28 protein-coding genes and 1 pseudogene are annotated in these 26,201 nt (G+C 63.6%); 11 read left to right on the top strand and 18 right to left on the bottom strand.

Translation table 11 applies throughout. The features are described 5' to 3' along the window. A partial coding sequence (locus PH551_RS25995) for an integrase core domain-containing protein (protein WP_285195586.1) occupies window positions 1–303 on the top strand: 303 nt, incomplete at its 5' end. Window positions 304–307: 4 nt separating this feature from the next. On the opposite strand, the pseudogene PH551_RS25990 reads toward PH551_RS25995, so the two are convergent. After that, window positions 308–844: pseudogene (locus tag PH551_RS25990) on the bottom strand (FkbM family methyltransferase); the annotation flags it as partial. Further along, on the bottom strand, window positions 844–2,559 hold the full coding sequence (locus PH551_RS25985; protein WP_285195585.1) for an adenylate/guanylate cyclase domain-containing protein: 1,716 nt from the start codon (window positions 2,557–2,559) through the stop codon (window positions 844–846). The pseudogene PH551_RS25990 and the gene PH551_RS25985, both read right to left, overlap by 1 nt. Before the next feature lie 258 nt (window positions 2,560–2,817). Here PH551_RS25985 and PH551_RS25980 point away from each other — a divergent pair, with 258 nt between their 5' ends. Together PH551_RS25980 and PH551_RS25975 are read left to right on the top strand one after the other, a co-directional pair. Continuing rightward, a complete protein-coding gene (locus tag PH551_RS25980) occupies window positions 2,818–3,900 on the top strand; it encodes a glycosyltransferase family 4 protein (RefSeq protein ID WP_285195584.1) in 1,083 nt (360 codons plus the stop codon). 4 nt (window positions 3,901–3,904) lie between these two features. Next, complete coding sequence (locus PH551_RS25975) at window positions 3,905–4,678, top strand: polysaccharide deacetylase family protein (protein ID WP_285195583.1); 774 nt, start codon at window positions 3,905–3,907, stop codon at window positions 4,676–4,678. Here the strand turns inward: PH551_RS25975 and PH551_RS25970 are convergent. The 8 genes from PH551_RS25970 to pcaD form a co-directional block, all read right to left on the bottom strand. Continuing rightward, window positions 4,666–5,589 carry an alpha/beta fold hydrolase gene (locus PH551_RS25970; protein WP_285195582.1) on the bottom strand — a complete coding sequence of 308 codons (924 nt, stop codon included), beginning with the start codon at window positions 5,587–5,589 and terminating at the stop codon, window positions 4,666–4,668. The two genes, PH551_RS25975 and PH551_RS25970, sit on opposite strands and share 13 nt — an antisense overlap. Beyond that, window positions 5,538–5,912: a GFA family protein gene (locus PH551_RS25965; RefSeq protein ID WP_285195581.1), complete on the bottom strand. Its 375-nt coding sequence runs from the start codon at window positions 5,910–5,912 to the stop codon at window positions 5,538–5,540. The genes PH551_RS25970 and PH551_RS25965 overlap by 52 nt, the downstream gene beginning before the upstream one ends. A gap of 109 nt (window positions 5,913–6,021) precedes the next feature. Continuing rightward, window positions 6,022–6,852 (bottom strand): MBL fold metallo-hydrolase, encoded by an 831-nt coding sequence (locus PH551_RS25960; protein ID WP_285195580.1) that lies wholly within the window; start codon window positions 6,850–6,852, stop codon window positions 6,022–6,024. 324 nt (window positions 6,853–7,176) lie between these two features. After that, window positions 7,177–8,223, bottom strand: a complete 1,047-nt coding sequence (locus tag PH551_RS25955) for a 3-carboxy-cis,cis-muconate cycloisomerase (protein ID WP_285195579.1) — start codon at window positions 8,221–8,223, stop codon at window positions 7,177–7,179. Window positions 8,224–8,452: 229 nt separating this feature from the next. After that, window positions 8,453–9,064, bottom strand: coding sequence for a protocatechuate 3,4-dioxygenase subunit alpha (pcaG, locus tag PH551_RS25950; RefSeq protein WP_285195578.1), 612 nt, complete (start codon window positions 9,062–9,064; stop codon window positions 8,453–8,455). 2 nt (window positions 9,065–9,066) lie between these two features. After that, entirely contained in the window at window positions 9,067–9,816 is a 750-nt protein-coding gene (gene pcaH / locus PH551_RS25945; RefSeq protein WP_183704506.1) for a protocatechuate 3,4-dioxygenase subunit beta, read from the bottom strand. Window positions 9,817–9,825: 9 nt separating this feature from the next. After that, a complete protein-coding gene (pcaC, locus tag PH551_RS25940) occupies window positions 9,826–10,230 on the bottom strand; it encodes a 4-carboxymuconolactone decarboxylase (RefSeq protein ID WP_285195577.1) in 405 nt (134 codons plus the stop codon). Further along, complete coding sequence (gene pcaD / locus PH551_RS25935) at window positions 10,227–11,036, bottom strand: 3-oxoadipate enol-lactonase (RefSeq protein ID WP_285195576.1); 810 nt, start codon at window positions 11,034–11,036, stop codon at window positions 10,227–10,229. The genes pcaC and pcaD overlap by 4 nt, the downstream gene beginning before the upstream one ends. 404 nt (window positions 11,037–11,440) lie before the next feature. Here pcaD and pcaQ point away from each other — a divergent pair, with 404 nt between their 5' ends. From pcaQ to PH551_RS25920, 3 genes are all read left to right on the top strand, one after another. Then, window positions 11,441–12,358 (top strand): pca operon transcription factor PcaQ, encoded by a 918-nt coding sequence (gene pcaQ, locus PH551_RS25930; protein ID WP_285195575.1) that lies wholly within the window; start codon window positions 11,441–11,443, stop codon window positions 12,356–12,358. Between the two features lie 70 nt (window positions 12,359–12,428). Further along, entirely contained in the window at window positions 12,429–12,941 is a 513-nt protein-coding gene (locus PH551_RS25925; protein WP_285195574.1) for an MbcA/ParS/Xre antitoxin family protein, read from the top strand. Further along, window positions 12,938–13,636 (top strand): RES family NAD+ phosphorylase, encoded by a 699-nt coding sequence (locus PH551_RS25920; RefSeq protein WP_285195573.1) that lies wholly within the window; start codon window positions 12,938–12,940, stop codon window positions 13,634–13,636. Before PH551_RS25925 ends, PH551_RS25920 begins: the two co-directional genes overlap by 4 nt. Here PH551_RS25920 and PH551_RS25915 read toward each other — a convergent pair. Next, window positions 13,633–14,277 carry an alpha/beta hydrolase family protein gene (locus tag PH551_RS25915; RefSeq protein ID WP_285195572.1) on the bottom strand — a complete coding sequence of 215 codons (645 nt, stop codon included), beginning with the start codon at window positions 14,275–14,277 and terminating at the stop codon, window positions 13,633–13,635. The two genes, PH551_RS25920 and PH551_RS25915, sit on opposite strands and share 4 nt — an antisense overlap. Before the next feature lie 70 nt (window positions 14,278–14,347). Between PH551_RS25915 and PH551_RS25910 the strand changes: the two genes are divergently transcribed. Further along, window positions 14,348–14,530, top strand: coding sequence for a hypothetical protein (locus tag PH551_RS25910; protein WP_285195571.1), 183 nt, complete (start codon window positions 14,348–14,350; stop codon window positions 14,528–14,530). A 405-nt stretch (window positions 14,531–14,935) separates the two neighbouring features. On the opposite strand, the gene PH551_RS25905 is transcribed toward PH551_RS25910, so the two are convergent. Next, the gene (locus tag PH551_RS25905) at window positions 14,936–15,835 is read right to left on the bottom strand and encodes a LysR family transcriptional regulator (RefSeq protein ID WP_285195570.1); all 900 of its coding nucleotides are present in this window, start codon (window positions 15,833–15,835) and stop codon (window positions 14,936–14,938) included. A gap of 128 nt (window positions 15,836–15,963) precedes the next feature. Here PH551_RS25905 and PH551_RS25900 point away from each other — a divergent pair, with 128 nt between their 5' ends. The 4 genes from PH551_RS25900 (at window position 15,964) to PH551_RS25885 (ending at window position 19,262) form a co-directional block, all read left to right on the top strand. Then, window positions 15,964–16,812 (top strand): DODA-type extradiol aromatic ring-opening family dioxygenase, encoded by an 849-nt coding sequence (locus PH551_RS25900; protein WP_285195569.1) that lies wholly within the window; start codon window positions 15,964–15,966, stop codon window positions 16,810–16,812. Between the two features lie 115 nt (window positions 16,813–16,927). Beyond that, window positions 16,928–17,326: a DoxX family protein gene (locus PH551_RS25895; protein ID WP_285195568.1), complete on the top strand. Its 399-nt coding sequence runs from the start codon at window positions 16,928–16,930 to the stop codon at window positions 17,324–17,326. Between the two features lie 79 nt (window positions 17,327–17,405). Beyond that, entirely contained in the window at window positions 17,406–18,308 is a 903-nt protein-coding gene (locus tag PH551_RS25890; RefSeq protein ID WP_097598829.1) for an NADP-dependent oxidoreductase, read from the top strand. Window positions 18,309–18,551: 243 nt separating this feature from the next. Further along, window positions 18,552–19,262: a DUF899 family protein gene (locus PH551_RS25885; protein ID WP_285195567.1), complete on the top strand. Its 711-nt coding sequence runs from the start codon at window positions 18,552–18,554 to the stop codon at window positions 19,260–19,262. A gap of 11 nt (window positions 19,263–19,273) precedes the next feature. On the opposite strand, the gene PH551_RS25880 is transcribed toward PH551_RS25885, so the two are convergent. From PH551_RS25880 to hutI, 6 genes are all read right to left on the bottom strand, one after another. After that, window positions 19,274–19,903, bottom strand: coding sequence for a J domain-containing protein (locus PH551_RS25880; RefSeq protein ID WP_011427926.1), 630 nt, complete (start codon window positions 19,901–19,903; stop codon window positions 19,274–19,276). 175 nt (window positions 19,904–20,078) lie between these two features. Continuing rightward, window positions 20,079–20,654, bottom strand: a complete 576-nt coding sequence (locus PH551_RS25875) for a HutD/Ves family protein (RefSeq protein WP_285195566.1) — start codon at window positions 20,652–20,654, stop codon at window positions 20,079–20,081. A gap of 5 nt (window positions 20,655–20,659) precedes the next feature. Continuing rightward, window positions 20,660–22,333 (bottom strand): urocanate hydratase, encoded by a 1,674-nt coding sequence (hutU, locus tag PH551_RS25870; RefSeq protein ID WP_183704530.1) that lies wholly within the window; start codon window positions 22,331–22,333, stop codon window positions 20,660–20,662. 30 nt (window positions 22,334–22,363) lie between these two features. Beyond that, the gene (gene hutG / locus PH551_RS25865) at window positions 22,364–23,167 is read right to left on the bottom strand and encodes an N-formylglutamate deformylase (protein WP_285195565.1); all 804 of its coding nucleotides are present in this window, start codon (window positions 23,165–23,167) and stop codon (window positions 22,364–22,366) included. A gap of 235 nt (window positions 23,168–23,402) precedes the next feature. Continuing rightward, window positions 23,403–24,938 (bottom strand): histidine ammonia-lyase, encoded by a 1,536-nt coding sequence (gene hutH / locus PH551_RS25860; RefSeq protein ID WP_285195564.1) that lies wholly within the window; start codon window positions 24,936–24,938, stop codon window positions 23,403–23,405. Continuing rightward, window positions 24,935–26,197, bottom strand: a complete 1,263-nt coding sequence (hutI, locus tag PH551_RS25855) for an imidazolonepropionase (RefSeq protein WP_285195563.1) — start codon at window positions 26,195–26,197, stop codon at window positions 24,935–24,937. Before hutI ends, hutH begins: the two co-directional genes overlap by 4 nt. Window positions 26,198–26,201 lie beyond the last annotated feature (4 nt).

Here is a 26,201-nt window from a genome sequence, read left to right as displayed (position 1 = left end):
GACAATGGTCCCTGCTACACATCAAAGCCATTCGGCCAAGCTTGTCGCGACAACGGCCTCAAGCACGTCCGCACCAGACCATATACGCCTAAAACCAACGGAAAGGCCGAACGCTTCATCCAGACCGCCCTCAGAGAGTGGGCCTACGCCGTCGCCTATCCCAACTCGGACATGCGCGCCGCCGAACTGCCACGATGGCTTCATCGCTACAATTGGCACAGGCCTCACGGAAGTCTAAACTCAAAACCACCAATCACTAGGCTCGCTCTTACCCAGGACAACCTGTTGAGGCTCCACAGCTAGAGCCCTGGCGGATGGCGCTGCTCTTGCCGTGATTGTTGAGGTTCAGGAAAAAGTCGATCTCGCCTGCGTGCTCGCCGGCGGCGCAGTTGACGAGGCGGACCTTCTCCTCCAGCCGGTTCTGGCGGATGTTCAGTTCAAGCAGCGGGAAATTGCGCGGATCGGGCTCGACGCTGACGATCTTGGCATAGGTGCCGCTCAAGGCGAAATAAACCGTCTGGGTGCCAATATTGCCGCCGATCTCGAGCAGCGTCGCATCCTTCCTGAGCAGGCCGCGCTCGCGCAGGATGGCGATCAACCGGTCGACGGCGTCGCGCTCGAAATGGCCCTTCCGGAAGACCTTTCGGCCGATATAGTCGGAAGGCGAGAAGGTCATCAGATGATCACCGGCATCGACCGTCATCGAGACGACGCGCGGGCCGATATTCTCGATCAGCAGCCGGCGGCCGAGGCGGGTGTCGAAGAAGCGCGAGGCGACTCTATTGCGCGCCTTGCGCAACCGGCGGCTCCAATATTTGGCGGTGAGCCAGGGCTTGCCGTGCATCAGGCTTTTCCTTTGAGCGGTTCTGCCGCTTTCTCTCTCGGAACGACATAGACTTTCAAGGGCAGGGCGCGGCCGCGCACGCTGATTTGACGGCTTTGGATGTCGTCAAGATCGGCGCCGGCAAGCCTGGCCACCGGCTCGGAGAAGACGATCGCCGCGTCGAATTCCTTGGCCGCACTTTCCAGTCGGCTCGCGACGTTCACCGTATCCCCAATCGCCGTCATGCTGCGCACCCGGCCGTAGCCCATCGTGCCGATGACGGCCGGGCCGGTGTGGATGCCGATGGCGATCCGCAGCGGCAGCGTCAGCTCTTCGGCCAGTTCGGCGGCGAGTTTGTCGATCCCGATGTTGATTGCCGCCGCCGCGTCGAGCGCTTGGCGGCAGGCCTCCTCCGGCGCGGCGTTGAGGCCGAAGAGCGCCATGGCGCCGTCGCCGATGAATTTGTCGAGCCGGCCGCCCGCCTGCTCCACCGCCTTGCCGATGATGGCGAAATAGCGGTTCAGCAGGAAGACGACGTCGAAGGGCAGGCGCGTTTCCGTCAGCGTGGTGAAATGACGGATATCGACGAAGAGCACGACGATTTCACGCTCACGGCCGGGGCTCGTCTCCTGGCTGTTGGCGGGAAGAGCCGCCTCGACGGCCGGCACGAGAAGGGGCGCGACCGAGACATCGGTATTCGGCCGAAGCTGGCAGGCGAGGCGGACATCAGGGCCGGCATTGATGCGTTTCAGTGTCGTCTGTTCCAGCTTGTCGGGCGGCGGCAGCGTCTGGTAATCACCAAGAATCTGTACCCGGCAGGTGGAGCACTGGCCCTTGCCGCCGCAGACCGAATAATGCGGCAGACCGCCGAGCCGGCTCGCCTCCAGCACCGTGAACCCACGCGGCACGCGGATCACTTCGCCGCCCGGATAGTGCACCGCGACCTGATCGAGACGCTCCTTCAGCCTGCGCTGTGTGCGGGCGGCAACGACGATGATCAGCGAGGCCGAGAAGGCGCCATAGAGCCCGGCGCGAACCATGGCGATCTGGCTGCGGATCTCGGGGTCGGAGACATAGTGGGAATTCACGGTCGTTGCGTAAGGCTCGATGGAGGTCAGTTGATAGGCGGGGTCGGCAAGCGTGCGGCCCATTTCGACGAAACCGAGCAGCGACAGCACCGGCGCAAGGATCGCCAGCGCCAGCAGCAGCGGTGCGAAACCGCCGTACCAGGGGCGGTAACGCAGCCAGTAATGGATGCCGATGCAGCCGTGGATCCACACCGCGACCAGGCCGAATGCCTGGCGCACGCCCGTCGCCGGCGTCCGCAGCCATAACATGCCGACGATCGTCTCGTAATTGTCGATATAGCCATAGAGTTCATGGGCAATGCGGGTGCCGATGACGTGATCGATTAGAAGCAGCGGGATCAGCAGGCCGAGCACCATCTGGGCTGCTTCCCCCTTCGGCATGACCAGGCGGCGCCTAATGTAGATGGCGCGCAGCACCAGGGTCATATGGACGAGGACTGATCCGTAAAACAGGACGGTGCCGGGGGGATTGCGCCAGATTGCCAGGAAAAGATGGCGGGCCTTATCGGCCGCGGCGATCGAAACGAGTCCGAGTGCATGGTTCGACAAGTGCAAGAGAACGAAGACGAAAATAACCAGCCCCGAACCGAGCCTTGCCCTTCTGATCGAGCGCTCCGAAAAAATCCCTGTGACCGAGGCCGTCGTCATTCATTCCCGTTCTTGTCGATGCAATCGCAGGCCCATAGAGATGGGGAAAGAGGCGGAATTGCTTCCATTGCGATCACATTGCATATGCTTATGCGCAAGTTTTCGGGAAGGCGGCAATAAGGGATTTTTTCGCCGCCGGTCACGATGCCGCACACCATGGGACAGTTTCAACGCGACCGCGTGCTGCATGTGCCTGATTTGGTTATGAATTCGCTTGTGAATGCCGATTGGAACAGTGTGTCTATGCGAGGGATGCGCATGCGGGTCGCCTTCTATGCGCCGATGAAATCGCCGAACCACCCGGTGCCTTCGGGCGACCGGCTGATGGCGCGGCTGCTGATCCGGGCATTGGAGCTTGCCGGGCATCAAGTCGAGATCGTTTCCGAATTCCGCACTTATGCCCCGACACCGGAGGCGGCGGCAGCGCTCGAACCCGCCATCTCTGCCGAAATGGCGCGTTTGCGGGAGAAATGGCAAGAAGAGGCGCGGCCGGATATCTGGTTCTGCTATCATCCCTATTATAAATCGCCCGATCCCTTCGGACCGGCGATCGCCGCCGAATTGGCTATTCCCTATGTCACCGCCGAAGCCTCCTATGCAGCAAAACGCGATCGGACGGATTGGGCCGACCGGCAGAAGCGCGTGGGGGAGGCGGTCATGCAGGCGGCGGTCAATATCAGCTTCACCGAGCGTGATCGGGCCGGACTATCAGCCGCCTTTCCGCAGGCGCGGCTTGCGGCTCTCAAGCCGTTCATCGGTTCGGCGCTGTTCGAGGCCGTGTCTCCGGCGCCCGATCCCAGCTGGCTGATGACCGTCGCGATGATGCGGGCCGGCGACAAGATGGAAAGCTACGCGATGCTCGCAAAAGCATTGCGGCTGATTGAAAACAAGCCATGGACCCTTTCGGTCATCGGCGACGGGCCGATGCGCCGAGAGGTGGAGGGGCTGTTTGCCGGCTTTCCCGGCCGCATCGAATGGCTGGGCGAGCGGAGCGAGACCGAGATCGCCGGCCTGCTCGCGCGTGGCGGCATTTATGTCTGGCCCGGCTGCGGCGAGGCCTATGGCCTTGCCTATCTCGAAGCCCAGGCCGCCGGCCTACCTGTCGTGGCGCAGCAAACGGCGGGCGTGCCCGCCGTGGTCGAGGCCGGCGTCACCGGCCTGCTGACGCCGGAGGGCGATGTCGCCGCCTATGCCGGGGCCATCGCGGCCCTGCTCGGCGACGGGCGGAAACGCGACGCGATGGGGCAGGCAGCGCGGCGCTTCGTGCTCGAGGAGCGCTCGCTCGCGGTGGCTGCCCGCGTTCTGGACGAGATTTTGCGCAAGGCGCAGGAACAGGAGTGAGATGATGAGCCAAGGGATGAACTGGGAACCGCTGCGCCGGGAGCTCGACCACTGGCGAGCCGCCGGCCGCGTGGCGCGATTCTGGCTGCGCGACGACGACGCCGTCGAGCCGACGCCCGATCTGGAGCGGCTGCTGGCGCTGACCGCCGAGAACGGGATTCCGTTGACCCTTGCCGTTATTCCTGCCCTGACCGGCGAGGACTTGGCTGCGCGGCTGGCGACGGAAGCGGGCGTCGCTGTCGCTGTGCATGGCTGGTCGCACACCAACCACGCCGGGCCTGAGCGCAAGAAGCGGGAACTCGGCGGCGAACGGCCGCCCGAGGAGGTGCTCAGCGAGTTGCGTGAAGGATTGCAGCGCCTGAAGCGGCTCCATCCCGCCCGCTTCCTGCCGGTGCTGGTGCCGCCGTGGAACCGGATCGACGCCGCGCTCATCCCGGCATTGCCCGAAGTCGGCTTTGCGGCGCTCTCGGTTTACGGGCGGGCAAAGGAGGGCGGGCCGATCCCGCTTCTCAACACCCATGTCGATATCATCGACTGGCACGGCACGCGCGGCGGCCGCAGCGCGGAGGAACTGGTGGCCGAACTGGTTGCCGAACTCCGCGACCGGTTTGCCGGCAATGACGAGCCGATTGGCGTGCTCAGCCACCATCTGGTTCATGATACGGCCGCCTGGGATTTCCTGTCGGACTTGTTTGCGGTGACGGCCCACCACCCTGCCGTCTCTTGGTCGTCGGCGCCAGAACTCCTGCAAGATCAGGCTATCGATCAGACTGCGTGAACGCGCCCGAGGAAGTCCCGCACCAGTTCTGTGACCTCATTCAGATGCGTCTCGAGCGGCCAATGCCCGCCGTCGAGCAGATGCAGTTCGGCCTCCGGCAGATCGCGGAGATAGGCGCGTGCCGACTTTTCCGGCATATAGTGGTCGTTTGGCCCCCAGACGATCAGGGTCGGCGGCCGGTACTCTCTGAGATATTTCCGGTGCTCTGGGAACCAGGCGCGGTTCTCCTTCAATCCGGCGATCAGGTCGATAGCGATTTCCTTGCGCCGCGGCGTGATCAGCGACCAGTGCAGCCGCCAGAGATCCGGCGGGATTGTGTCGGCCAGGGGCGGCGGCAGGTCGTTGAGAAATTCCTCCCGGAAGGTCTCCTCGCTGATCGCTTGCGCCAGCGCTTTCCTCATCTCCGCGCGCGGCAGCGCCCACGTCGCCTCGATATCGGCATATTTCGGGCCAAGCGCATCCTCATAGGGGATATCGCCATTCTGGATGATCAGCGCCGCGATGCGGCTGGGATTTCTGATTGCCAGCCGCGCTCCGATCGGTGAGCCGAAATCGTGAAGATAGAGCGCGAAACGGTCGATCTCGAGCGCCCCGACAAAAGCTTCCAGCCAGGCGGCATAACCATCGAAGCTGTAGTCGAAATCGTCGGGTGTGCCGCTGTAGCCCGCGCCGGGGAAATCCGGGGCGATCAGCCGCCAGCGGTCGGCAAGGCGCGGCATGAGATTACGAAACTCGTAAGACGAGCAGGGATAGCCGTGCGGCAGCAGCAGTACCGGCGCCTCCTTCGGGCCCGCCTCACGGTAAAAAATCTCGATACCTGCAACGGTGGTGATGTGATGTCGGACGAGCGTGGCCAGATTCACGTTCGGTCCTCCTGGTACTGCTCGGCGCCCTCCACGGGCCGCAGCCATGCCTCGCGGCGTTTGATCCAGAGTTCGTAGCGCGGCGCCAGCGGCGTCGGCGCCTGCGAGAGGATGCCGAGCTTGATCTCCGCCTCCTGGTCATCGGCGGAAAACAGCCGCGAACCGCATCCGGCGCAGAAGCGCCGGCCGTGGAATTCGCCGGTTTCGCCGGAATGTTCAAATTGGCCGGCGGGCCAGACGCCGTAAAAGGTAAAGGCCGAACCGCTTTCCTTTCGGCAGTCGGTACAGTGACAAATGCCGACGCGCAACGGTTCGCCACGAACAGAAAGTTTCACCTGCCCGCAAAGGCATTGTCCGGAGAGCACGGTCATGGCTGGTACCCCGTTTCATCGATCTTGCGCTGCCGGGGAAACGGTCGGACCCGGCATCTGTTCCGTCAGCAAGTTGCGAACGGGCCGGCGCCAGCGTGCGCCGGCACCCCTAAATCACCACGGTCTGGTTGTCGCGGGCGGCGAAGGCGCCGGGGAAGGCGGCCTCAGCCTGTGCTTCCATTTCGGCCAGTTGTTCGTCCGTGCGGGAGGGGGCGTGGTGGAACAGGGCGAAGCGCTTGGCGCCCGCCATTTTGGCCAGCTCGGTGCCGTGCTCCCAGGTCGAATGGCCGAAGCCCTTGAAGCGCTGCATCTCATCTTCATTGTAGGTGCAATCGTAGACGACGAGATCGGCGTCCTGCATCATCTCCAGTGAGACCGGATCATAACTGCCGGGAATATGCTCGATATCGTAGATCAGAGCGATCGAACGACCCCGCCATTCGATGCGGTAACCGATGGCGCCGCCCGGATGGTTCAACGTGAACGTCTTGATCTCGATGCCCTCATGCGGGGTCAGAACCTGGCCGGAGTGGAAATCGCGGAAGTTCATCGTCGCCTGACAGATGTCGGTCTTGACCGGAAACCAGGGCGGGCTGATGAACTGCTCGACCATTTCCCGCGTGCTCATCTTGCCGTCGAGGTGCCCGGACCAGATGTTGACGTTGATTGAGGGATAATAGATCGCCTTGAAGAAGGGCAGGCCGATGATGTGGTCGTAATGGCAGTGGCTGAAGAACAGGTCCACGTCGCTGACGCCGTCGGCAAGCAGCGACAGCCCCGCCTCGCGCAGGCCCGAACCTGCGTCGAAAAGCAACCGATGTTTTCCGCAGCGAATCTCGATGCAGGAAGTGTTACCGCCGTAGCGATCGAACTCGGGGCCCGATACGGGAATACTGCCGCGGACGCCCCAAAATTTTATCTGAAACAGTTCTGTCGTCATCGTTTTTCAAACCGGCCTTCCCGCATCGCCATCGTAATCATAGTTTATCCCGATGCGAAGCAGCAGAATTCCACGAGTTTGCCTGCGCCCCCTTTCATTCTCCTAACCGGTAGCGGAAGAAGAAGTATATTCTCCTAAGCAATCGGCTTTCGCTTCGGAAAGCAACCCAGTATGGTTGGTTTTCGGTAAATGGGCTGCGCGGGCAGGGCGTTTTCCGCAAGTCATGCCTATTAGATGGTTGCGCGCGATCGAAAAAGCAAATGCCCGCTCTCGCGCTGGAACCCTGCCGCGCGGCTTGCCACAGCGCTGGCCGCAGCTGCGATCTCAAGCCGTCCCAAGCTGCTTGATATTTCCTATCAGTCCTCCGGCAAGCCGCAGGCTGGTGGCGGTTGCCATGGCCATCTGCGGCAGGAGCAGCCACTCGAGCGTCCAGGCCGCCCCCGAGCGCTCCTGTTCATGGACAAGAGACTGGTGGATACCCGAGAGCGCCGTGGCGTTGAAGCGGGCGAGCGAGACCAGAACTTCCGCGGCAACCGGGTTCTGCTTGTGCGCCATGGCCGAGGAGGTGCCGCCGCCTGAAATTTCGATCTCGCCGCCCATCTCGGCAAGCAGCGCGATATCCTGTCCCATCTTGCCGAGGCTGCCCGAAATCGAAGCGAACAGGCCGGCGATATCGGCGATCGGCAGACGCGCGCTCTGCCATTGCCTGATGTCGGTGAGGCCGAGCTCCTGGGCGAGCGAAGCGCGGACGGCGGCGGCCTGTGGCCCAAGCTTGTCGAGCGTGCCGGCAGCACCGCCCAACTGGACGGGGAAGCTCTGCTCGGTCAGGCGGTCGCGATAGGTCGCGAGCGGCGTGCGCCAGGCATTGAGACGGTCGGAGACGCTGATGGCGATCGCCGCCTGCATGCGGGTGTGGCCCATCAGGCGGTTGCGGCCGAACTGCCGGTCGAGCCCGTCGAGCGCTGCGAGGATGGCGGAAAGTCGGCCGGCAAACAGGAAGACCACCGCTTTGAGGCGGATCATCAGGCTGGTGTCGATGACGTCCTGGCTGGTGGCGCCGAGATGCAGGTTTCTGCCCGCTTCCTCGCCGACCTTGGCGCGCAGCTGCTTGACGACGTCGGGGACGACGACCCCGTCTTTCGCCGTTGCCGCGCGAAGGCTGGCAAGATCTGGAGAAAAATCGGCGCAGGCTTCGGCAATCTTCCTTGCTGCCTCGCCGGGAATGAGGCCGTGCGCGGCTTCGGCCCTGGCGAGTGCCGCCTCGAAGGAGAGCATGGCCCGAATATCGGCTTCGGCGGAAAAATAGGGCGCGATTTCGTCGTCGCCGACAAGGCCGGAGAGGAAGGGGTGGTCGAAGGGCGATGCGGTCATGGTTTGCTCGTTTGTGGTGGTGGCCCCCTCATCCGGCTGCCGCCACCCCGGGGTCGAGCCACTGGTCTCGACCCGTCCTTCGGACCCCCGAGTGGAGAAGGGAAAGAGGCGGCGTCGGCGCCTTATGGGCAGGTTCTCTCGCGTGGCACTGTTCCCCTCTCCCCTCGGGGAGAGGGCAGGGTGAGGGGGCTGCTTGCGCGAAATCCTCCGACAAGCAGCCGGCACACCCTCAAATATCCAAAAACACCGTCTCCTTCGGCCCCTGCAGATGGATGTCGAAACGGCAGGTTGCGCTATCGCGGGTGGCGACCATGGTGGCAACGCGTTCGCGATGTTCGATGCGGGCAAGCAGCGGGTCGCTGGCGTTGGCTTCGGCCTCTTCCGGAAAATACATCCGCGTATGCAGGCCGATATTGATGCCGCGGGCGACGATCCAGAAGGTGATGTGCGGCGCCTGTCTGCGACCGTCCTTGAAGGGGACCCACCCGGGCTTGATGGTTTCGAAGCTGTAGACGCCGTCGTCGGCCCGGGTCGGGCAGCGGCCCCAGCCGGCGAAGTTCGGGTCGGCGGCGCCGCGCATTTCCGAGGGACTGTTGTAAAGGCCGGCGCTGTCGGCCTGCCAGATCTCGACGACGGCATCGCGCACCAGCGCGTCCGCGCCGTCGAAGATGCGGCCGGTGACGGTGATGCGTTCGCCGAGCGTCTTGTCGTTGAGCATCACGCTCCCGAGATCGTTGTCGTAGACGCCTGTGATGTCGCAGAAATTCGGCGTCAGGCCGATATGCACATAGGGACCGGCGGTCTGCGACGGGGTTTCCTTGAGATAGCCGAGCTGCTGCATGGTCAGTTGCCCTCCAGCCTGTTTTCGAACATCGTCGAGCGGCGGCCGCGCAGCACGATATCGAATTTGTAGGCGCGTGAATCCATCGGAATCGTATTGCCCCAGTCAAGCGGTGCGATCAGTTGCTCGATCGCCGCCTTGTCGGGGATCGTACCGACGATCGGACATTTCCAGATCATCGGGTCGCCCTCGAAATACATCTGGGTGATCAGGCGCTGGGCAAAGCCGTGGCCGAAGATCGAGAAGTGAATATGGGCGGGGCGCCAGTCGTTGACGCCGTTCGGCCAGGGATAGGCGCCGGGCCGGACGGTGCGGAAATGGTAGCGGCCTTCCTCGTCGGTGATGGCACGGCCGCAGCCGCCGAAATTCGGGTCGATTGCCGCGAGATAGGTTTCCTTCTTGTGGCGATAGCGCCCTCCGGCATTGGCCTGCCAGAATTCGACCAGGGCGCCGGCCACCGGCTTGGCCCGTTCGTCGAGCACGCGGCCATGGACGATGATGCGTTCGCCGATGGCGCTTTCGCCCGGCCGCGCATAGTTCAGTATCAGGTCGTTGTCGAGCTCGCCGATGATTGAATGGCCGAAGACCGGGCCTGTCGTTTCGGAGATCGTGCCGTCGAGTGACAGCAGCGCGCGCTGCGGCGCGCGCAGCACCGAGGTTTTGTAGCCGGGGGTCAGCGCCGGCGCGTGCCAGGCGCGGTCGCGGGCGAAGAAGGCGCCGGTCTCCGGCTTGTTGTTTGCTCGTTCGGACATTTCTCCCCCTCAGGCCGCTTTCTCGGCGTCCATCTGTGCAAAGGCCTGCTTGGCAATCTTGATCGCGTGGTTGGCGGCGGGAACGCCGGCATAGATCGCCACATGTAACAGCGCCTCGCAGATATCCTCCCGGGTCGCACCCGTATTGGCGGTGGCACGCACATGCATGGCGACCTCATCGTCCTGGCCGAGTGCGGCCAGCAGCGCGATGGTGACGATCGAACGCTCGCGCCTCGTCAGCGCCGGGCGCGACCAGACATGGCCCCAGGCGGCTTCGGTGATCAGCTCCTGGAAGGGGCGGTCGAACTCCGTCGTTGCCGCTATGGCGCGCTCGACATGGGCGTCGCCGAGCACGGCGCGACGGGTCGCTATGCCTTGCCGATAGCGTTCGGAGGAGGAGGCTGTTTCGTTCATGGGCTGCTTTCTCCAGGCGAAATAGAGGTGAGGAAGGCGCGGATGATCGCCGTCAGCGCCTCCGGCTGCTCAACACAGGGAATATGCGCGCAATCGCGGATGACTTCGTAACGAGCGCCAGGGATCAGCCGCGCCGTGGAGAGTACCAGATCGGGCGGTGTCGAGCCGTCCTGGTCGCCGACGATGCAGATTGTCGGCACAGCGATCGACTTCGCGGCCTCGGTGAAATCCGAGTCGCGGATCGCCTCACAGGCGGCGAGATAACCCTCCACGGGCTGGCGCGTCAGCATGTTGCAATAGCCGGAATAGGCGGTGTTTTCGGGCCGTCGGAAGGCCGGCGTGAACCAGCGCTCCATGACGGCGTCGACGATGCTGCCGAGGCCATCTTTCTTGACGGCGGCAATGCGGGCGTTCCAGCTCTCTGCCGTGCCGATCTTGTGGGCGGTGTCGCAAAGGATGAGGGCGCCGACGAGATCCGGCCGGTGCTGAACGAGCGACTGAGCGATGAGCCCGCCCACCGAGAGGCCACAGATGACGGCATCCTTGACCGAGAGCAGGTCGAGCAGGCCGGCAAGATCGGTCGCATGATCCTCGATCGATGAGGGGAGCTGGCCGACATCGGAAAGGCCGTGGCCGCGCTTGTCGTACAGCACGACCGCATAGTCGCCGGCAAGCCGTACGACGACATCGCGCCAGATGCGGAAATCCGTTCCGAGCGAATTGACGAAGACGATCACCGGCCGGTTGGCGGGAGCGCCGATAAGCTGATAGTGGATCGTCACGTCGTTTATGCGGGCGAACTGCACGTCGCTTCCTCCGTCATCATGAGCTCAGCCTGTAGCCCCTCATCCGGCTGCCGCCACCTCTGCCTGGGTCGAGCCACGCGTCTCGTCCCGTCCTTCGGACCCCCGCGTGCGGGGAGAAGGGATCTGCCGCACCGTCTCCCTCAACCTCGATGCCGCGTTTGGCACGTCCCTTCGCCCCGCCTGCGGGGAGAGGGTTAGGGTGAGGGGCAGCCATTCCCGCCCCTCCGTCATGCTCGGCCCTGGCCCGAGCATCCACACGGCACCACCAGCCGCGGGTCAGGGCCGAGGATGACCGATTGCCCCTTCTCGTCAACTCGCCACCATCTCTTGGCGCAAAACTGAATGGTTGATCCGGTTAAGTAAAATGATATTTTCAGGCATCTCGATAACCCGGGAGTTATGGAATGATCGACAGCCGCGTCAAGTTTCGTCATCTGCAGACCTTTGTCGAGGTGGCGCGGCAGAAGAGCGTCATGAAGGCGGCGGAGTTGCTGCATGTCAGCCAGCCGGCGGTGACGAAGACGATCCGCGAACTGGAAGAGGTGCTGGGTGTTGCCGTCTTCGAGCGCGATGGCCGCGGCATCAAGATCACCCGTTACGGCGAGGTTTTCTTGCGGCATGCAGGCGCCGCGCTGACGGCGCTGCGCCAGGGTCTCGATTCCGTCTCGCAGGAGCAGTTCGCCGATGCGCCGCCGATCCGGATCGGCGCCCTGCCGACGGTGTCGTCGCGGATCATGCCGCGGGCGATGGAACTCTTCCTCAATGAAAATACCCGGAGCCGGGTGAAGATCGTCACCGGCGAAAACGCCGTGCTGCTGGAGGAGCTTCGCGTCGGCGACCTCGACCTCGTGGTCGGCCGTCTGGCCGGCGCGGAGAAAATGGCAGGCTTCTCCTTCGAACATCTCTATTCCGAGCAGGTGGTGTTTGCCGTGCGCCCCGGCCATCCTCTGCTGAACGGCCGGCAATCGCTGTTTTCGGGCTTTGGCGACTATACCGTGCTGATGCCGACGCGCGGCTCGATCATCCGGCCGGTCGTCGAAAATTTCCTCATTGCCAACGGTATCTCCAGCCTGCCGAACCAGATCGAGACGGTGTCGGATTCCTTCGGTCGCGCCTTTCTCAAGACAAGCGACGCCATCTGGATCATTTCCAATGGCGTGGTAGCCGGCGATGTCGCCGATGGGCGGCTGGCGCTGCTGCCGATCGACACCGGTGAAACGAAGGGGCCGGTGGGCCTGACGGTGCGCGCCGATGCCGTGCCGTCGGCGCCGCAATCGATCCTGATGCAGACGATCCGCGAGGCGGCCTCGGAGCTTTCCTGAAGCCCCACTTCCAATTTGCTTGCCGGATGCCCAGATTTGGACTAAATCTAGTTAAAGACAGGAGAACGCTATGCAGCAGGCAAGACGCAGGGAGCAGGAGCCGGAGCGGCTGGAAACGGAGCGGTTTGCGCCGGCAAATCGAAGGCGGCTGAGCCCGCCGGCTTTGCGGACCTTCCTGGCGATCGCCGATCTCTGGGGTTTGAGCGAAGAACAGCGTCTGCTCGTGCTCGGCTATCCCTCCCGCTCGACCTATCACAGCTGGGCCAAGCAGGCGCGTGAGCACGGCGCTTTCACCCTCGATGTCGATACGCTGACCCGGATCTCCGCCGTGCTCGGCATCCATCAGGCGCTCGGCGTCCTGTTTTCCGATGAACGCGCCGGCGTCGCCTGGCTGCGAACGCCGCATCAGGCGCCTGTCTTCGGCGGCCAGCCGCCTCTCGATATCGTCACAAGCGGCACCCAGGACGGCCTGATAACTGTGCGCCGGTTTCTCGACGGCGCGCGCGGCGGGCTCTATATGCCGCCGAACCGGCTCGACGAGGCATTCACGCCCTACGAAGACGCGGACATCGTCTTCCAGTGAGCGACGGTTTCGCCGAGGCGCCGCGACCGTCCTACCGGCTGATCCCGTCGCAATTTCCGCCGATCGGTCTCTTCGATACTGTGGCGAGGGCGGCCGATCTCGAAGCCGTCATGGAACTTGTCGGATGGACCAATGACCGGCTCGTGGCCGACCGCATCCGGCGGCTTCCCGAAAACGAATGGGTTTACGGCACGCCCAATGCCAGCATCGTGATGGCGGCATTCCTGCATGTCGCAGCCGGCGGCATGCGGTTCAATGGCCCCGATCTCGGCGCCTGGTATGCCGCCGACAATCTGAAGACAGCCGCCGCCGAGGTCGGCCATCATCTCCGGCGCGAAGCCGTGGCGCGTGGGGTGGCGACGATGGCGCGCACCTATCGAAGCTATTCGGCCACGCTGGCCGGCAATTACCTCGACATTCGCGGCGAGCAGGCGCTGCGGCCCGATATCTATGACGGTACGAGCTATGCTGCATCGCAGGTACTCGGCGAACAGGTGCGTGCCAGCGGCGGCGCCGGCATCCTCTATGACAGTGTGCGCCTGAGCGGCGGAGTGAACGTCGCGGCGCACCGTCCGAGGAATATCCGCGATGTGGTGCAGGCCGATCATTTCGAGATCACCGTTTTCGCCGCCGAGCGGCGCATCGATGTCCGCACGCTTTCTACCCGGCGGCGACCGCCCAAGCGGGGCGCCTAAACCGGCAGGCGTTCGGCCCACACCTTGGCCGCCTTCGCCATCGTGGCGAGGTGGTCGGCGGCGGAGAAGCCGGAGATTTTCTTGCGCGGTCTCAGGTCGTGATCGCCGTCCTCGAGCCAGAGGATCTCGATCCGGTCGGAGAGATCGTAGCCCGGCACCTCGTCCTTCGTGCCGAATTCGTCGCGCGTTCCCTGGCAGATGAGTGTGGGTGTCGCGAGCTTTGTGAGGTGGCCGGTGCGCAGCTTTTCCGGCTGGCCGGGCGGATGAAAGGGATAGCCGAGGCAGAGCAGGCCGCTGATCTTTCCCCTGTCGAAGAGACCGTCGGCGACCATGCTCGCAACCCGTCCGCCCATCGACTTGCCGCCGATGATGAGAGGGCCGCGGGCGGCGTTAAGCTCAGCAATCGCCGCCTCATATTCGGGATTGAGCGTTTCGGCGCGCGGCGGCGGCTTGCGGCCTTCCGCCGTGCGGCGGGCGGCCATATAGGCGAATTCGAACCTGGCGACGCGGAAGCCGACGCCGGCAAGGGCGTCGGCCGCCGCCGACATGGAGGCCGAATCCATCGGCGCGCCGGCGCCATGGGCAAGAAGGATGGTGTATCGCGCATCCTGCGGCCCCTGCAGCAAAAATCTCTCGAGCATCGGCAATCCTCCATCCGCCGCCGGAACCATGTCGGCAGCCCGGACTTCTTCCCTGGAAAGGAGACAGACAATGTCGACGAATGATGAAAACGTAAAGCCCGAGCAGCGCCGTCCCAAGGACGTCAATGTGGTTCCCGGCAAGCCGGAACCCGCCGACGCCGAATCGATGGCGCCGCCGACCGTGCAACCGGCTGGGGAGGGCGACAAAAGCGAGCGGCCGGTGGTCAATCCCGTGACCGGCGTCGCCCTTTAGCAGCCGCTCCAACGAAGATGCAAAAGACCCCTTGAAATGACCAATGCGAGCGTCCATATAGCGGGCCTGCCTGAAAAATGGATGCGCCCGGTATCGACGTCGTCGAGCTGTTCGCTGTCCGACAGGATAAGGGCGCTCCCCGCAAGGGTCGAGCGCCCTTTTTGCTTTTGCGACGCCGCGTGGAATCACAGCTTGGGTTTGCATTGGTGGCGATAGCGAGCAACTGCTACCATAATCTATAGAGCACTTTGGAATCCCGAATTGGCTGCATCGCTGAAATCGTTCAATGTTTTTCCACGGGCACATGGCTGAAAAGGCGTCGAATTTCGGAATCCCGAAGCGGGCGGATTTCGGGCTTCTGAAGTGGAATTTTTTTCGCGCCGGCGTTTTCTCGCTGAGAGAGGATTATCCCATCTCCCGCGTGCTCGCCGTCAGAAAATCGATGAAGGTACGGACCTTGGCCGAGAGATATTTGCGGCTCGGATAGACGGCGTAGAGCGTGCTATTGAAGCCGAGCATAATGGCCGGCAGCACGATCTCCAGCCGGCCGGCTTCGATATCCTGTTCAGCCATCCATGTCGGCAGGAAGGCGAGGCCCATGCCGCGCAGGGCCGCCAGGTGCATGATTGTCTCGTTGTCGCTCAGCATCACCGTGCGGAAGGTGATCTTGTGTGGTCCGTCCGGACCTTCCAGCGACATGCTTTCCCCAGAATTGACACCGGAGTAGCGAAGCAGTGCGTGGCCGTTGAGCTCGCCGACGTTCCGGGGCCGCCCGGTTCGCTCGAGATAATCCGGCGAGGCCATGAGCCGGAACTGCACATTCGTCAGCGGGCGGGCGACGAGGCCCGGATGGAGCCGGTCCTGCGACGTTGCCCGCAGCGCCAGATCGAAACCTTCGTCAACCAGGTTCACCAGCCGGCCACTGAGATCCAAGTCCAGGCAGACGTCGGGGTAGCGCCGGTTATACGCTGCCAGCATGTCGGTAAAATAGCTGGTTGCCGCCCAAACCGGCGCGCTCAGTTTCAGCATGCCGCGGGGAGCCACCGTCACATTGCCGATCGCGGCTTCCACCTCGTCCAGCCGTTCGAGCATCTCCCTGGTCTGGTTGAAATAAAGCCGCCCTGTCTCCGTCAGGCTGACATGCCGGCTGGTTCGGTTGAGCAGCCGCGTGCCCAGCCGGCTCTCGAGCTGCATCACATGCTTGCTCGCCATTGCCGGTGAAACGCCCAGGCGATCGGCGGCAGCGGTGAAGCTTTTCAGTTCGGCGACGGTGCAAAATACCCGCAGGCCCGTCAACGTATCCATTGATCATCAACATCCAGGAAATGGTTCTTCAATATCTGCCACATTGATCAATGATGGAGATAAAATCAAAATCTTCCTATCGAAGCGCTGCCCCAATGCTCGCGGCAATGATGCGAAGGACAATTCCGGTGACAGATTCTCGACTCCCGACCTATTTCGTCAGCCATGGCGGTGGTCCCTGGCCCTACATGACAGGCGAATTCCGTCGCAACTTCGACGTGCTCGAACAGTCGCTGGTCGACATGCGCGCTGAACTCGGTGATGCGCCGAAGGCGATCCTCGTGATCTCGGGGCACTGGGAAGAGGAAGGTTTTGCCATATCGTCGGGCGTCAAGCCGGGCATGGTCTACGACTATCACGGCTTTCCCGAACACCTCTATCACATCACCTACAATGCCCCCGGTTCGCCTGATCTCGCAAACCGCATTCAGCATCTGCTGCGGGCGAGCGGTATCGAAGCGGCGCTCGATCCGACGCGTGGTTACGATCACGGCACGTTCAGCATCATGAAGCCGCTCTATCCGGAAGAGAACATCCCTGTCGTGCAGCTTTCGCTGGATGCGGGTTATGATCCGGCGCTGCACATCAGCGTCGGCCGCGCGCTGGCGCCCTTGCGTGACGAGGGCGTCCTGATCATCGGCAGCGGTCTCAGCTATCACAATCTTTCGGCCATGCGCGGCACCGGCGGATATGAGCCGTCCCGCCGCTTCGATGCCTGGCTTCAGGAAACACTAGTTCACACAGCCTGCGACAAGCGTACCGAGCGGCTGATCGAATGGCAGCAGGCGCCGGCCGCCCGGGCGGCGCATCCGCGCGAAGATCACCTCATCCCGCTGATGGTGGTGGTCGGCGCCGCCGAGAACGAAGCCGGCGCCACCACCTATCACCAGAAGGATTTTGCCGGCGGGCTCACCGCATCGAGCTTCCGTTTCGGCCGCGCCCCCTCAAGCCCCCAATCACATGGAGATGCGCAATGACCGGCGAAATCTTCAAGCCGTCTTCGCCACGCCGATAAGGCTCTGGAAAGAAACCAGGAACTCAGAAGGCGGCCTCCGCCGCCTGACCTCCCATCAACCTTTTTGGAGAAACTCGATGATCAATACCGGCAAATGGACGCCATACATTCTCGCACTTCTGCGCATCATGGCGACCTTACTCTTCCTCGAACATGCCACAATGAAGTTTCTGCAGTTTCCGGGTCCGATTCAAGGCGTACCCTATCCCCTGCCCGCCCTCCTTCTGGTTGCAGGCGCAATCGAGGTGATCACCTCTGCTCTGATGCTCGTCGGATTTCAAACGCGCATCGCCGCATTCATCGCTTCGGGCGAAATGGCTGCCGCCTACTTCATGGGCCACACGCCGTATGGCTTCTGGCCGGCACTGAACATGGGCGAAGGTGCCATCCTGTTCTGCTTCATCTTCCTCTACATCGCCTTTGCCGGCGGCGGAGCCTGGACGCTCGACAACGCGCGTCCTCCCGCCACGGCTTAAGACGGCCTCATCCGGGAATCGCCTGTGCCCGGCAGCCGGGCATAGGTGCAAACGAAACGCTAAAAATTCTGGAGGCGCAATGAAAGCGGCACTTCTGAAATCCTATGGTGATGTCGATCAGTTCGAAATCGCGGATATTCCAGCGCCGAAGCCCGGACCGGGCGAAGTCCTAATCAAGATAGAGGCATCCGCCGTCAACCCCTTCGATCTCATTCTCCGCCGGGGCTTCATGGCGCAGTACATCCCGCTTCCGCTGCCGGCCGTGCTCGGAGGTGACGCCGCCGGCACCATCTCGGCACTCGGCGAAGGTGTGACCGGTTTTGCGGTCGGCGACCGGGTGGTCGCCGATTTTGCCGCAAACGGCAGAGGCGCGCATGCGGAATATGGTGTTGTTCCCTCGACATCCATCGCAAGGCTGCCGGCCGCACTCGGCTTCGAGCAGGGCGCCTCGCTGGTCAAGGCAGGTCTTACCGGCCGGCAGACCGTCGAAGCGCTCGGCGTCAAGGGCGGCGACCGGGTTCTCGTTTCTGGCGGCCTCGGCACGGTCGGACGGTCCGCCATCCAATACCTCAGGCAGATCGGCGCCCAGCCGGTTGCGGGCGTTCGGCCCGAGCGGCTGAACGAAGGCCGGGGGCTGGCGGGCGAAGCACTCGACATCACGGTTCCCGCCGCAAGCCCGAGTTTCGACTACGCGATCAGCACGGCCGGCCCGGTGGCCGGCAACCTCATAGGTTATGTCCGCGACCGCGGCACAGTTGCGAGCATCGTTCCGGTGCCGGAAGGCGCCAATGCCGGAAACCGCGTTATCATCCGCGAACTCTATCATCGCACCGACGCGGCCATGCTCGACTCTATTCTGGCGTCCGCCGCCAGCGGTGACCTGGTGATCCCGATTTCCCATACCTTCACCCTGGAGCAGATCGGCCTTGCCCAGAACGCGGTTGCGGCAGGTGCTCCCGGGAAGGTCGTTCTCAAACACTGAAAAGCAGACAAGCGGCACCGCATCACGCGAAAGGTAGCACCGGCATGACGTTCTTCATGCCGGTCGTTTCGGTCGCTTGCGTGGTTTTCTGTTCCATTCCTCCTCAAAGGCGGATTTTTCCCGCCGGTCCTGTCGATTTTCGCATCTGAGGATCGTCTTCCTAACGATGTGCTGGAAATCCGTTGCGATCGCGGCACATCCTTTGAGCGCCCGAGACGCGCGACGACAGAAGGAGGATATGTGATGGATGATCAGCAGCTGGTACCCGCCGCCGTACTCGCGGCAAAAAACGGCGTCCGTTTTCCCAATGAGAGCGAGGAATATCGCAGTGCCCGCGACGCGCTGCTTGCCGAAGAGATCGAATTGCGCCGGCACATCGAGCGCGTTGCAAGACAGCGCCGGGCGCTGCCGCCGGGCGGCGAGGTGAAGAAGGATTATCGCTTCGAAGGTGCCGACGGGCCGATCTCGCTCAGCGAGCTCTTTGCCGACAAGGAGACGCTGATCGTCTATAGCTACATGTTCGGGCCGGAGCGCGAGCGTCCATGCCCCATGTGCACCTCGCTGCTGTCGGCCTGGGATGGCGAGGTGCCGGATATCCAGCAGCGCGCCGCCCTTGCGGTGGTCGCGCTTTCGCCGATCGGCAGACTGCTCGCGTTCAAGAAGGAGCGCGGCTGGCACCACCTGCCGCTTTATTCCGATCCGTCGGGCGATTACAGCCGCGACTATCACGCCATAGGGAGAGGCGGCGGCGATGACGCCGCCTACAACGTCTTCACGCGGCGCGACGGCACGATCCGCCACTTCTGGAGCCAGGAAATGGGCGGCGTGACGGCTGATCCCGGCGAGGACCCGCGCGGCGCGCCCGATCTGATGCCGCTCTGGACGCTGATCGACACGACGCCGGAAGGCCGGGCGCCGGACTGGTATCCGAAGCTGTCCTACCGACGGTTTTAGCGCGCGCTGCGTCAGCCGGTGGAGCGGTTTCTGGAGGTCTCGATCCATTCGAGATTGGTCACAGAAGCCTCCGGCAGCAACGACGGATCGAGATCGTAGACGTAGCCGCTCAGCATGTCGGCGGCGCGTTCGGCCGCCTTGATCTTCGCCTCGGTTTCCGCGACCGCCTTGGAGATCGCTTCGATGCGGGCGCGGAACATATGGGCGAGCACATCACGGCCGGACTGCTTTTCCAACCGCTCCAGATGCAGGCCGACGCGCGAGGCGTGGCGTTCCAGCTCGCTCTTGCTGAACCGCGCCTTGCGCAGTTCCTCGGAGAGGCTTTCCTGCATCACCGCGACCGGGTCGAAACTGCCCGGCGCCCGCTCGTCGAGCACGGCGTCGGTCACGAGCTTCTCGATCATCACAAGCGCCTGCAGCTCGGCCGCATCGGCGAACTCGACGTCATAGCCGGTATCGTCATAGACCTTGCGGCGGACCGGATCGAGAAGCAGCGCATAGGCTTTCTGCAGATTGTCGAAGGCTTCCGTATCGCCGCCCGAATCAGGATGGGCGACCTTTGCCAGGCGCCGGTAGGCCGCCTTCAGCTTCGCCTCGTCCGCATCGCGTTCAACGCCGAGAATATCGTATGGATCCGTCACACCTGCTCCCTTGCCGCCCTTGATGTCGCGGGCAGTCTAGGTCTTCTTCTGCATCAGAAGGGCAAAGTTTAGACCGAAAGCAGGAACGGCGTCCATGGCCTGATATCGCGATCGCCGATGCTGGCACCCTGAGTTTTTCCGAAATCGGTCGAAATTCCAAACAGTTAAGGGAAAATCAGTGAGTAGCGATCGAGATGAGATAACATCTGGCCTGGCCGTCGATATCAAGCGCAGCTATCGTCATATCCTCGATCAGCAGCGCGTCGCCGGCTGCAAGCGTCCCGGTCTCGCCCGACCGGCGGAATGACACCATGCCGCGGTGGCAGAGGAACAGGCATGTCGGCGATGGCAACGGCAGGCGCGTGGCGCCGTCGATGTCGATTCGGGCGAGGCTATGGGTGAGGCCGGCCCGGCGCGTCATGACGTTGAGATCGGTGATCGCGCCGTCTTCGAGCCTGGCGGTGACGGGGACATCAGCCGGGAAGGCAAGAGGAGTACTTTGTGTCGTCAGCAGGACAGCAGCGCTGCCGTCGATCTCGAGCACCATGCCGTTGCCGTCGAGGACCGCCAGCGTCCGGTCGATGCCCGGGAAAATCGAAAACGGTCCGTCCTCCGCGACCGCTGCCATGCTGATGCGCCAGTCGAAATCGTCGATCGGGGCGCCTGGCGGAGAGACGGCGATCTCCACCGTCTCTCCCTTGCCGTTCTTCCACGGCATGCGCTTGTGATCGCCGGCGCGCAGGATCCTCATGAGGTTCAGTTTCCGAGGATGCCGGGCAGGCGCAGGCCCTTGTCCCGGGCGCAATCGAGGGCGATGTCGTAGCCGGCATCGGCGTGGCGCATGACACCGGTCGCGGGATCGTTCCAGAGCACGCGCTCGAGACGCTTTGCCGCATCATCCGTGCCGTCGGCACAGATGACGACGCCGGAGTGCTGCGAGAAGCCCATGCCAACGCCGCCGCCGTGATGCAGCGACACCCAGGTGGCGCCAGAGGCGGTGTTGAGCAGGGCGTTGAGCAGCGGCCAGTCTGAGACGGCGTCGGAGCCGTCCTTCATCGCCTCGGTTTCGCGGTTCGGCGAGGCGACCGAGCCGGAATCGAGGTGGTCGCGGCCGATGACGATCGGCGCGGAAAGCTCGCCGTTTTTGACCATTTCATTGAAGGCCAAAGCCAGGCGGTGACGATCGCCGAGGCCGACCCAGCAGATACGCGCCGGCAGGCCCTGGAAGGAAATGCGCTCCCTAGCCATGTCGAGCCAGTTGTGCAGGTGCTTGTTGTCGGGCAGCAGCTCCTTCACCTTGGCGTCGGTCTTGTAAATATCCTCCGGGTCGCCCGAGAGGGCTGCCCAGCGGAAGGGGCCGATGCCGCGGCAGAACAGCGGTCTTATATAGGCAGGCACGAAGCCGGGGAAGGCGAAGGCGTTTTCCAGGCCTTCATCCTTGGCGACCTGACGGATATTGTTGCCGTAGTCGAGTGTGGGAATGCCGGCGTTCCAGAAGGCGATCATCGCCTCGACATGCTCGCGCATCGAGGCGCGCGCCGCCTTTTCCACAGCCTTCGGATCGCTTTCGCGCTTAGCCTTCCACTCGGCCATAGTCCAGCCCTTCGGCAGGTAGCCGTTGATCGGATCATGCGCCGAGGTCTGGTCGGTGACGATGTCGGGGCGGATGCCGCGGCGAACCATTTCCGGCAGGATCTCGGCGGCATTGCCGAGCAGGCCGACGGACTTGGCTTCGCCTGCCTTCGTCCAGCGGTCGATCATCGCGAGTGCCTCGTCGAGCGTTTCGGCCTTGGCGTCGAGATAGCGGGTGCGCAGGCGGAAATCGATCGAATCCGGATTGCATTCGACGGCAAGGCAGCAAGCACCAGCCATGACGGCGGCGAGCGGCTGGGCGCCGCCCATGCCCCCGAGACCGCCGGTCAGGATCCACTTGCCTTTGAGATTGCCGCCGTAATGCTGGCGACCGGCCTCGACGAAGGTCTCGTAGGTGCCCTGCACGATGCCCTGCGTGCCGATATAGATCCACGAGCCGGCCGTCATCTGGCCGTACATGGCAAGGCCCCTCTTATCCAGCTCGTTGAAATGATCCCAGGTCGCCCAATGCGGCACCAGGTTGGAATTGGCGATCAGCACCCGCGGCGCATCCTTGTGGGTGCGGAAGACGCCGACCGGCTTGCCGGACTGGACGAGCAGGGTTTCTTCTTCCGTCAGCGTCTTCAGCGTCGCGACGATGCGGTCGAAATCCTCCCAGGTGCGCGCCGCCCGGCCGATGCCGCCATAGACGACGAGTTCGTTGGGATTTTCGGCGACGTCGGGGTCGAGATTGTTCATCAGCATGCGCAACGGCGCTTCGGTCATCCAGCTCTTGGCATTGAGATCGTTGCCGCGGGGCGCGCGGATTTCACGGATATTGTGGCGTGGATTGGTCATGGCTGTTCCCCTGTTCTCAGGTTTCAATCGTCAGCGTTTCAGGCCCGGTGCGATCTTTTCGATGCGCACCAGAATGTCTTTGAGATGAATGCGAAGCCTGTCGGCCTTGGCGGCGTCATAGGCGAAGGGCGGCGTCTCGGTCTTGAGATGGGTCGATTGCGCGAGCTCCATCTGGATCGCATGCACGCCCGTCTCGGGCCGGCCGTAGTGGCGAGTCGTCCAGCCCCCCTTGAAGCGGCCGTTGAGCACGCTGTCGTAACCTTCGGCAGCTTGCGTGACGGTGAGCGTCGCCTGCTCGATGGCGCTGTCGCAGGTCCTGCCCATGTCGGTGCCGATATTGAAATCCGGCAGCTTGCCTTCGAACAGGAAAGGAATATGCGAGCGGATCGAGTGGCAATCGTAAAGGATCGCGACGCCATGGATTGCCCTGACGCGCTCGATCTCGGCGGCAAGTGCCGCGTGATAGGGCGCATGGAAATCCCTGAGCCGCGCAGCGATATCGACCTCGGCGGGCGCCTGCCCGTCCTTCCAGATTGGTTTGCCGTCGAAGTCAGTTTCCGGAACGAGACCGGTGGTGTTCTGGCCGGGATAGAGGCTGACGCCGGCTGGATCGCGGTTGGCGTCGATCACGTAGCGATGGAATGTGGCGCGGACCGTCGTGATGTTGTCGAGCAGCCCGTCATAGAGGTGGTGGATGTGCCAGTCGGTATCGGCGAGGATACGGCCATTGTCGTTGAGGCGGTCGGCGATGTCGGGCGGCACCTCGGTGCCGGTGTGGGGGAAGCCGAGGATGATCGGCGAGGTGCCCTGGCGGGTTTCGTATGGTGCGGTCATGGGCAAAGCGCTCCGGCGTTGCGGGGGTTACCCCCCTCTGTCCTGCCGCACCCGGGGTCGAGCCGCGGGTCTCGACCCGTCCTTCGGACCCCCACAAGGGGGAAGATCGACCCGCGGATGGGGCTGTGCCAAACAATTAATATTGGAGCGAGCGGCTCCGCCCAGCCGATCTCCCCACCTGTGGGAGAGATGCCCGACGGGGCAGAGGGGGGCGCCAAGTGCGCAGACATCACCATCAACCCTCCAAAACCGGCAGAATGCCTGTCGAAACTGAATCGTTCAGCGCCCCCGTCGCCACCAGTGCGGCGGCGGCGGCGAGATCCCCCGCCAAGTAACGATCACTCTCGAGGCTCGGCACCTTGGCGCGGATCGCAGCGATCGCCTTCAAAAGCTCCGGGCTCGTCGACAGCGGCGCGCGCAGTTCGACGCCCTGGGCTGCCGTCAGCGCCTCGATGCCGATGATGGCGAACAGGTTTTCGGTCATGCCGAGCAGGCGCCGGGCGCCGTGGCAGGCCATGGAGACATGGTCTTCCTGATTGGCAGAGGTCGGTGTCGAATCGACCGAGGCCGGGTGCGACATCTGCTTGTTCTCCGACATCAGCGCCGCCGAGGTGACCTCGGCGATCATAAGGCCGGAATTCAAGCCCGGCTTCCTGGCGAGGAAGGCCGGCAGGCCATAGGAGAGGGTGGGGTCGACGAGCAACGCAATGCGGCGCTGCGAGATCGCGCCGATCTCGCAGATGGCGAGCGCGATCTGGTCGGCGGCGAAGGCGACGGGTTCGGCGTGGAAATTGCCGCCAGAGACGACGGAATTATCCGAGAGCACCAGCGGATTGTCGGTGACCGCATTGGCTTCGATCTCCAGCGTGCGGGCGACCGAGCGCAAGAGATCGAGGCAGGCGCCGTCGACCTGCGGCTGGCAGCGGATGCAATAGGGGTCCTGCACCCGCTCGTCGCCCTCGATATGGCTCTGGCGGATGATGGAGTTTTCGAGCAGGCCGCGCAGGGCTGCTGCCGTGTCGATCTGCCCCTTATGGCCGCGCAGCGTATGGATATCGGCATGGAAGGGCGCCGAGGAGCCCATGGCCGCATCCGTGGACATGGCGCCGGTGATCAAGGCGGATTGGGCGGCGCGATGGGCGCGGAACAGGCCGGCGAGCGCCAGCGCCGTCGAGGTCTGGGTGCCGTTGATCAGCGCCAGGCCCTCCTTGGCGGCGAGCACGACCGGTTTCAGCCCGGCGCGTTCGAGGGCTTCAGCGCCGGAAAGGCGTTCGCCGTCGAAAAAGGCTTCGGCCTCGCCCATCATGACCGCCGCCATATGGGCGAGCGGCGCAAGATCGCCGGAGGCGCCGACCGAACCCTTTTCCGGGATCAGCGGGATGACGCCCTTATCCAGCATGCCTTCGATCAGCCGCACCAGCTCCAGCCGCACGCCGGAGGCGCCGCGCCCGAGCGAGACGAGCTTCAGCGCCATGATCAGGCGCACGATATTCTCCGGCAGCGGCGCTCCGACGCCGCAACAATGAGACAGGATGAGATTGCGCTGCAGGGTGGCGACATCGGCGCTGTCGATCTTGATCGAGGCAAGTTTGCCGAAGCCGGTATTGATGCCATAGACCGGCGCGTTGCCGGCGGCGATCTCGGCAATGCGGGCGGCGGCCTTGTTTATGCCGGCATCGAAAGCGGGATCGAGTCTTGCCGGCTCGCCCGTCCAGTAAATAGTCTCGAGGTCGTTGAGCGAGACGGTGCCCGGGTGGAGGGTGATGGTCATCGACCGTTCCTTTCGCCCTTGAAGATACGCGCATGAAGTGGGTTGAAGCCGATGCGGTAGACGAGCTCGGCGAGGGTTTCGACATTCCAGACGGCGAGATCGGCTGACTTGCCGGGCTCGATCGTTCCGGTCTCGGCGATGAGGCCGAGAGCGCGGGCGCCTTCGCGGGTGGCGCCGGCGATGCATTCCTCGACGGTGAGCCCGAACAGCGTCGCCGACATGTTCATGGTCAGCAGCATCGAGGTCAGCGGAGAGGTGCCGGGATTGCAGTCTGTGGCGATCGCGATCGGCACGCCGGACCGGCGCAGCGCCTCGACCGGCGGCTTCTGCTTCTCATGGATGGCGTAGAAGGCGCCGGGCAGGAGCACGGCGACAGTGCCGGCAGCCGCCATCGCGGCAACGCCATCATCGTCGAGATATTCGAGATGATCGGCTGAAAGCGCGCCGTATGACGCAGCAAGCTTGGCGCCGCCGAGATTGGAGAGCTGTTCGGCATGCAGCTTGACCGGCAGGCCGAGCGCCTTCGCCTTGTCGAAGACCCGGGCGATCTCGGCCGTGGAAAAGGCGATGCCCTCGCAGAACCCGTCGACGGCATCGGCGAGGCCGAGATTATACATGTCGTCGAGGCCGGGCAGCACGACATCGTCGAGATAGTCGCCGTTGCGGCCTTTGTATTCCACCGGCGTCGCATGCGCGCCGAGATAGCTGGTGGCGACGCGCACCGGTCTGATATGACCGAGAAGACGCGCGCTCTGCAGCATTTTCACTTCGCCGGCCCGGTTCAGCCCGTAGCCGGACTTCACTTCGATCGTCGTGACACCTTCGGCAAGCAGCGTATCGAGCCGCGGCAGCGCTTCGGCGACGAGGTCTTCGACCGACAGCGCATTGGTGGCCTTCACCGAAGACACGATGCCGCCGCCGGCGCGGGCGATTTCTTCGTAGGTCGCGCCGGCAAGGCGCATCTCGAATTCGCGGGCGCGATTGCCGCCGTGAACGATGTGGGTGTGGCAGTCGACGAGACCGGGGGTGACCCAGCGGCCTTCGAGATCCACGATCTCGGATTTCTCGATGGCGGATGCCGGCAATTCGCTTTCGGCGCCGGCAAAGGCGATACGGCCCCCTTCAGTCAGCACGGCGCCTTTTTCGATGATGCCGAGACCTGCTCTGTCGGGCGCCAGCGTCGCAAGCCGCGCATTTCGCCACAGCACCGGCCGGATATCGGCGGATGGGGTACCCTCAGAAAAATTGTTCCCGCTCATCAGC

Source organism: Rhizobium atlanticum (assembly GCF_030182485.1).
Lineage (GTDB): Bacteria > Pseudomonadota > Alphaproteobacteria > Rhizobiales > Rhizobiaceae > Rhizobium.
Note: the sequence above shows the minus strand (reverse complement) of the source record. Positions and strands in the feature narration are given on the sequence as shown.

Bases quoted from the DNA above. Each gene is read 5' to 3' on its own strand.
- pcaC (WP_285195577.1), bottom strand. From the start codon at position 10,230: ATGAACGAAACAGCCTCCTCCTCCGAACGCTATCGGCAAGGCATAGCG.
- hutU (WP_183704530.1), bottom strand. From the start codon at position 22,333: ATGACCAATCCACGCCACAATATCCGTGAAATCCGCGCGCCCCGCGGC.
- PH551_RS25970 (WP_285195582.1), bottom strand. From the start codon at position 5,589: ATGGCTGCGGCCCGTGGAGGGCGCCGAGCAGTACCAGGAGGACCGAAC.
- PH551_RS25895 (WP_285195568.1), top strand. From the start codon at position 16,928: ATGATCAATACCGGCAAATGGACGCCATACATTCTCGCACTTCTGCGC.
- pcaG (WP_285195578.1), bottom strand. From the start codon at position 9,064: ATGCAGCAGCTCGGCTATCTCAAGGAAACCCCGTCGCAGACCGCCGGT.
- PH551_RS25915 (WP_285195572.1), bottom strand. From the start codon at position 14,277: ATGCTCGAGAGATTTTTGCTGCAGGGGCCGCAGGATGCGCGATACACC.
- PH551_RS25980 (WP_285195584.1), top strand. From the start codon at position 2,818: ATGCGGGTCGCCTTCTATGCGCCGATGAAATCGCCGAACCACCCGGTG.
- hutI (WP_285195563.1), bottom strand. From the start codon at position 26,197: ATGAGCGGGAACAATTTTTCTGAGGGTACCCCATCCGCCGATATCCGG.
- PH551_RS25925 (WP_285195574.1), top strand. From the start codon at position 12,429: ATGCAGCAGGCAAGACGCAGGGAGCAGGAGCCGGAGCGGCTGGAAACG.
- pcaH (WP_183704506.1), bottom strand. From the start codon at position 9,816: ATGTCCGAACGAGCAAACAACAAGCCGGAGACCGGCGCCTTCTTCGCC.
- hutG (WP_285195565.1), bottom strand. From the start codon at position 23,167: ATGACCGCACCATACGAAACCCGCCAGGGCACCTCGCCGATCATCCTC.
- PH551_RS25875 (WP_285195566.1), bottom strand. From the start codon at position 20,654: ATGAGGATCCTGCGCGCCGGCGATCACAAGCGCATGCCGTGGAAGAAC.
- PH551_RS25910 (WP_285195571.1), top strand. From the start codon at position 14,348: ATGTCGACGAATGATGAAAACGTAAAGCCCGAGCAGCGCCGTCCCAAG.
- hutH (WP_285195564.1), bottom strand. From the start codon at position 24,938: ATGACCATCACCCTCCACCCGGGCACCGTCTCGCTCAACGACCTCGAG.
- PH551_RS25985 (WP_285195585.1), bottom strand. From the start codon at position 2,559: ATGACGACGGCCTCGGTCACAGGGATTTTTTCGGAGCGCTCGATCAGA.
- PH551_RS25955 (WP_285195579.1), bottom strand. From the start codon at position 8,223: ATGACCGCATCGCCCTTCGACCACCCCTTCCTCTCCGGCCTTGTCGGC.
- PH551_RS25885 (WP_285195567.1), top strand. From the start codon at position 18,552: ATGGATGATCAGCAGCTGGTACCCGCCGCCGTACTCGCGGCAAAAAAC.
- PH551_RS25905 (WP_285195570.1), bottom strand. From the start codon at position 15,835: ATGGATACGTTGACGGGCCTGCGGGTATTTTGCACCGTCGCCGAACTG.
- PH551_RS25890 (WP_097598829.1), top strand. From the start codon at position 17,406: ATGAAAGCGGCACTTCTGAAATCCTATGGTGATGTCGATCAGTTCGAA.
- pcaQ (WP_285195575.1), top strand. From the start codon at position 11,441: ATGATCGACAGCCGCGTCAAGTTTCGTCATCTGCAGACCTTTGTCGAG.
- PH551_RS25965 (WP_285195581.1), bottom strand. From the start codon at position 5,912: ATGACCGTGCTCTCCGGACAATGCCTTTGCGGGCAGGTGAAACTTTCT.
- PH551_RS25960 (WP_285195580.1), bottom strand. From the start codon at position 6,852: ATGACGACAGAACTGTTTCAGATAAAATTTTGGGGCGTCCGCGGCAGT.
- PH551_RS25975 (WP_285195583.1), top strand. From the start codon at position 3,905: ATGAGCCAAGGGATGAACTGGGAACCGCTGCGCCGGGAGCTCGACCAC.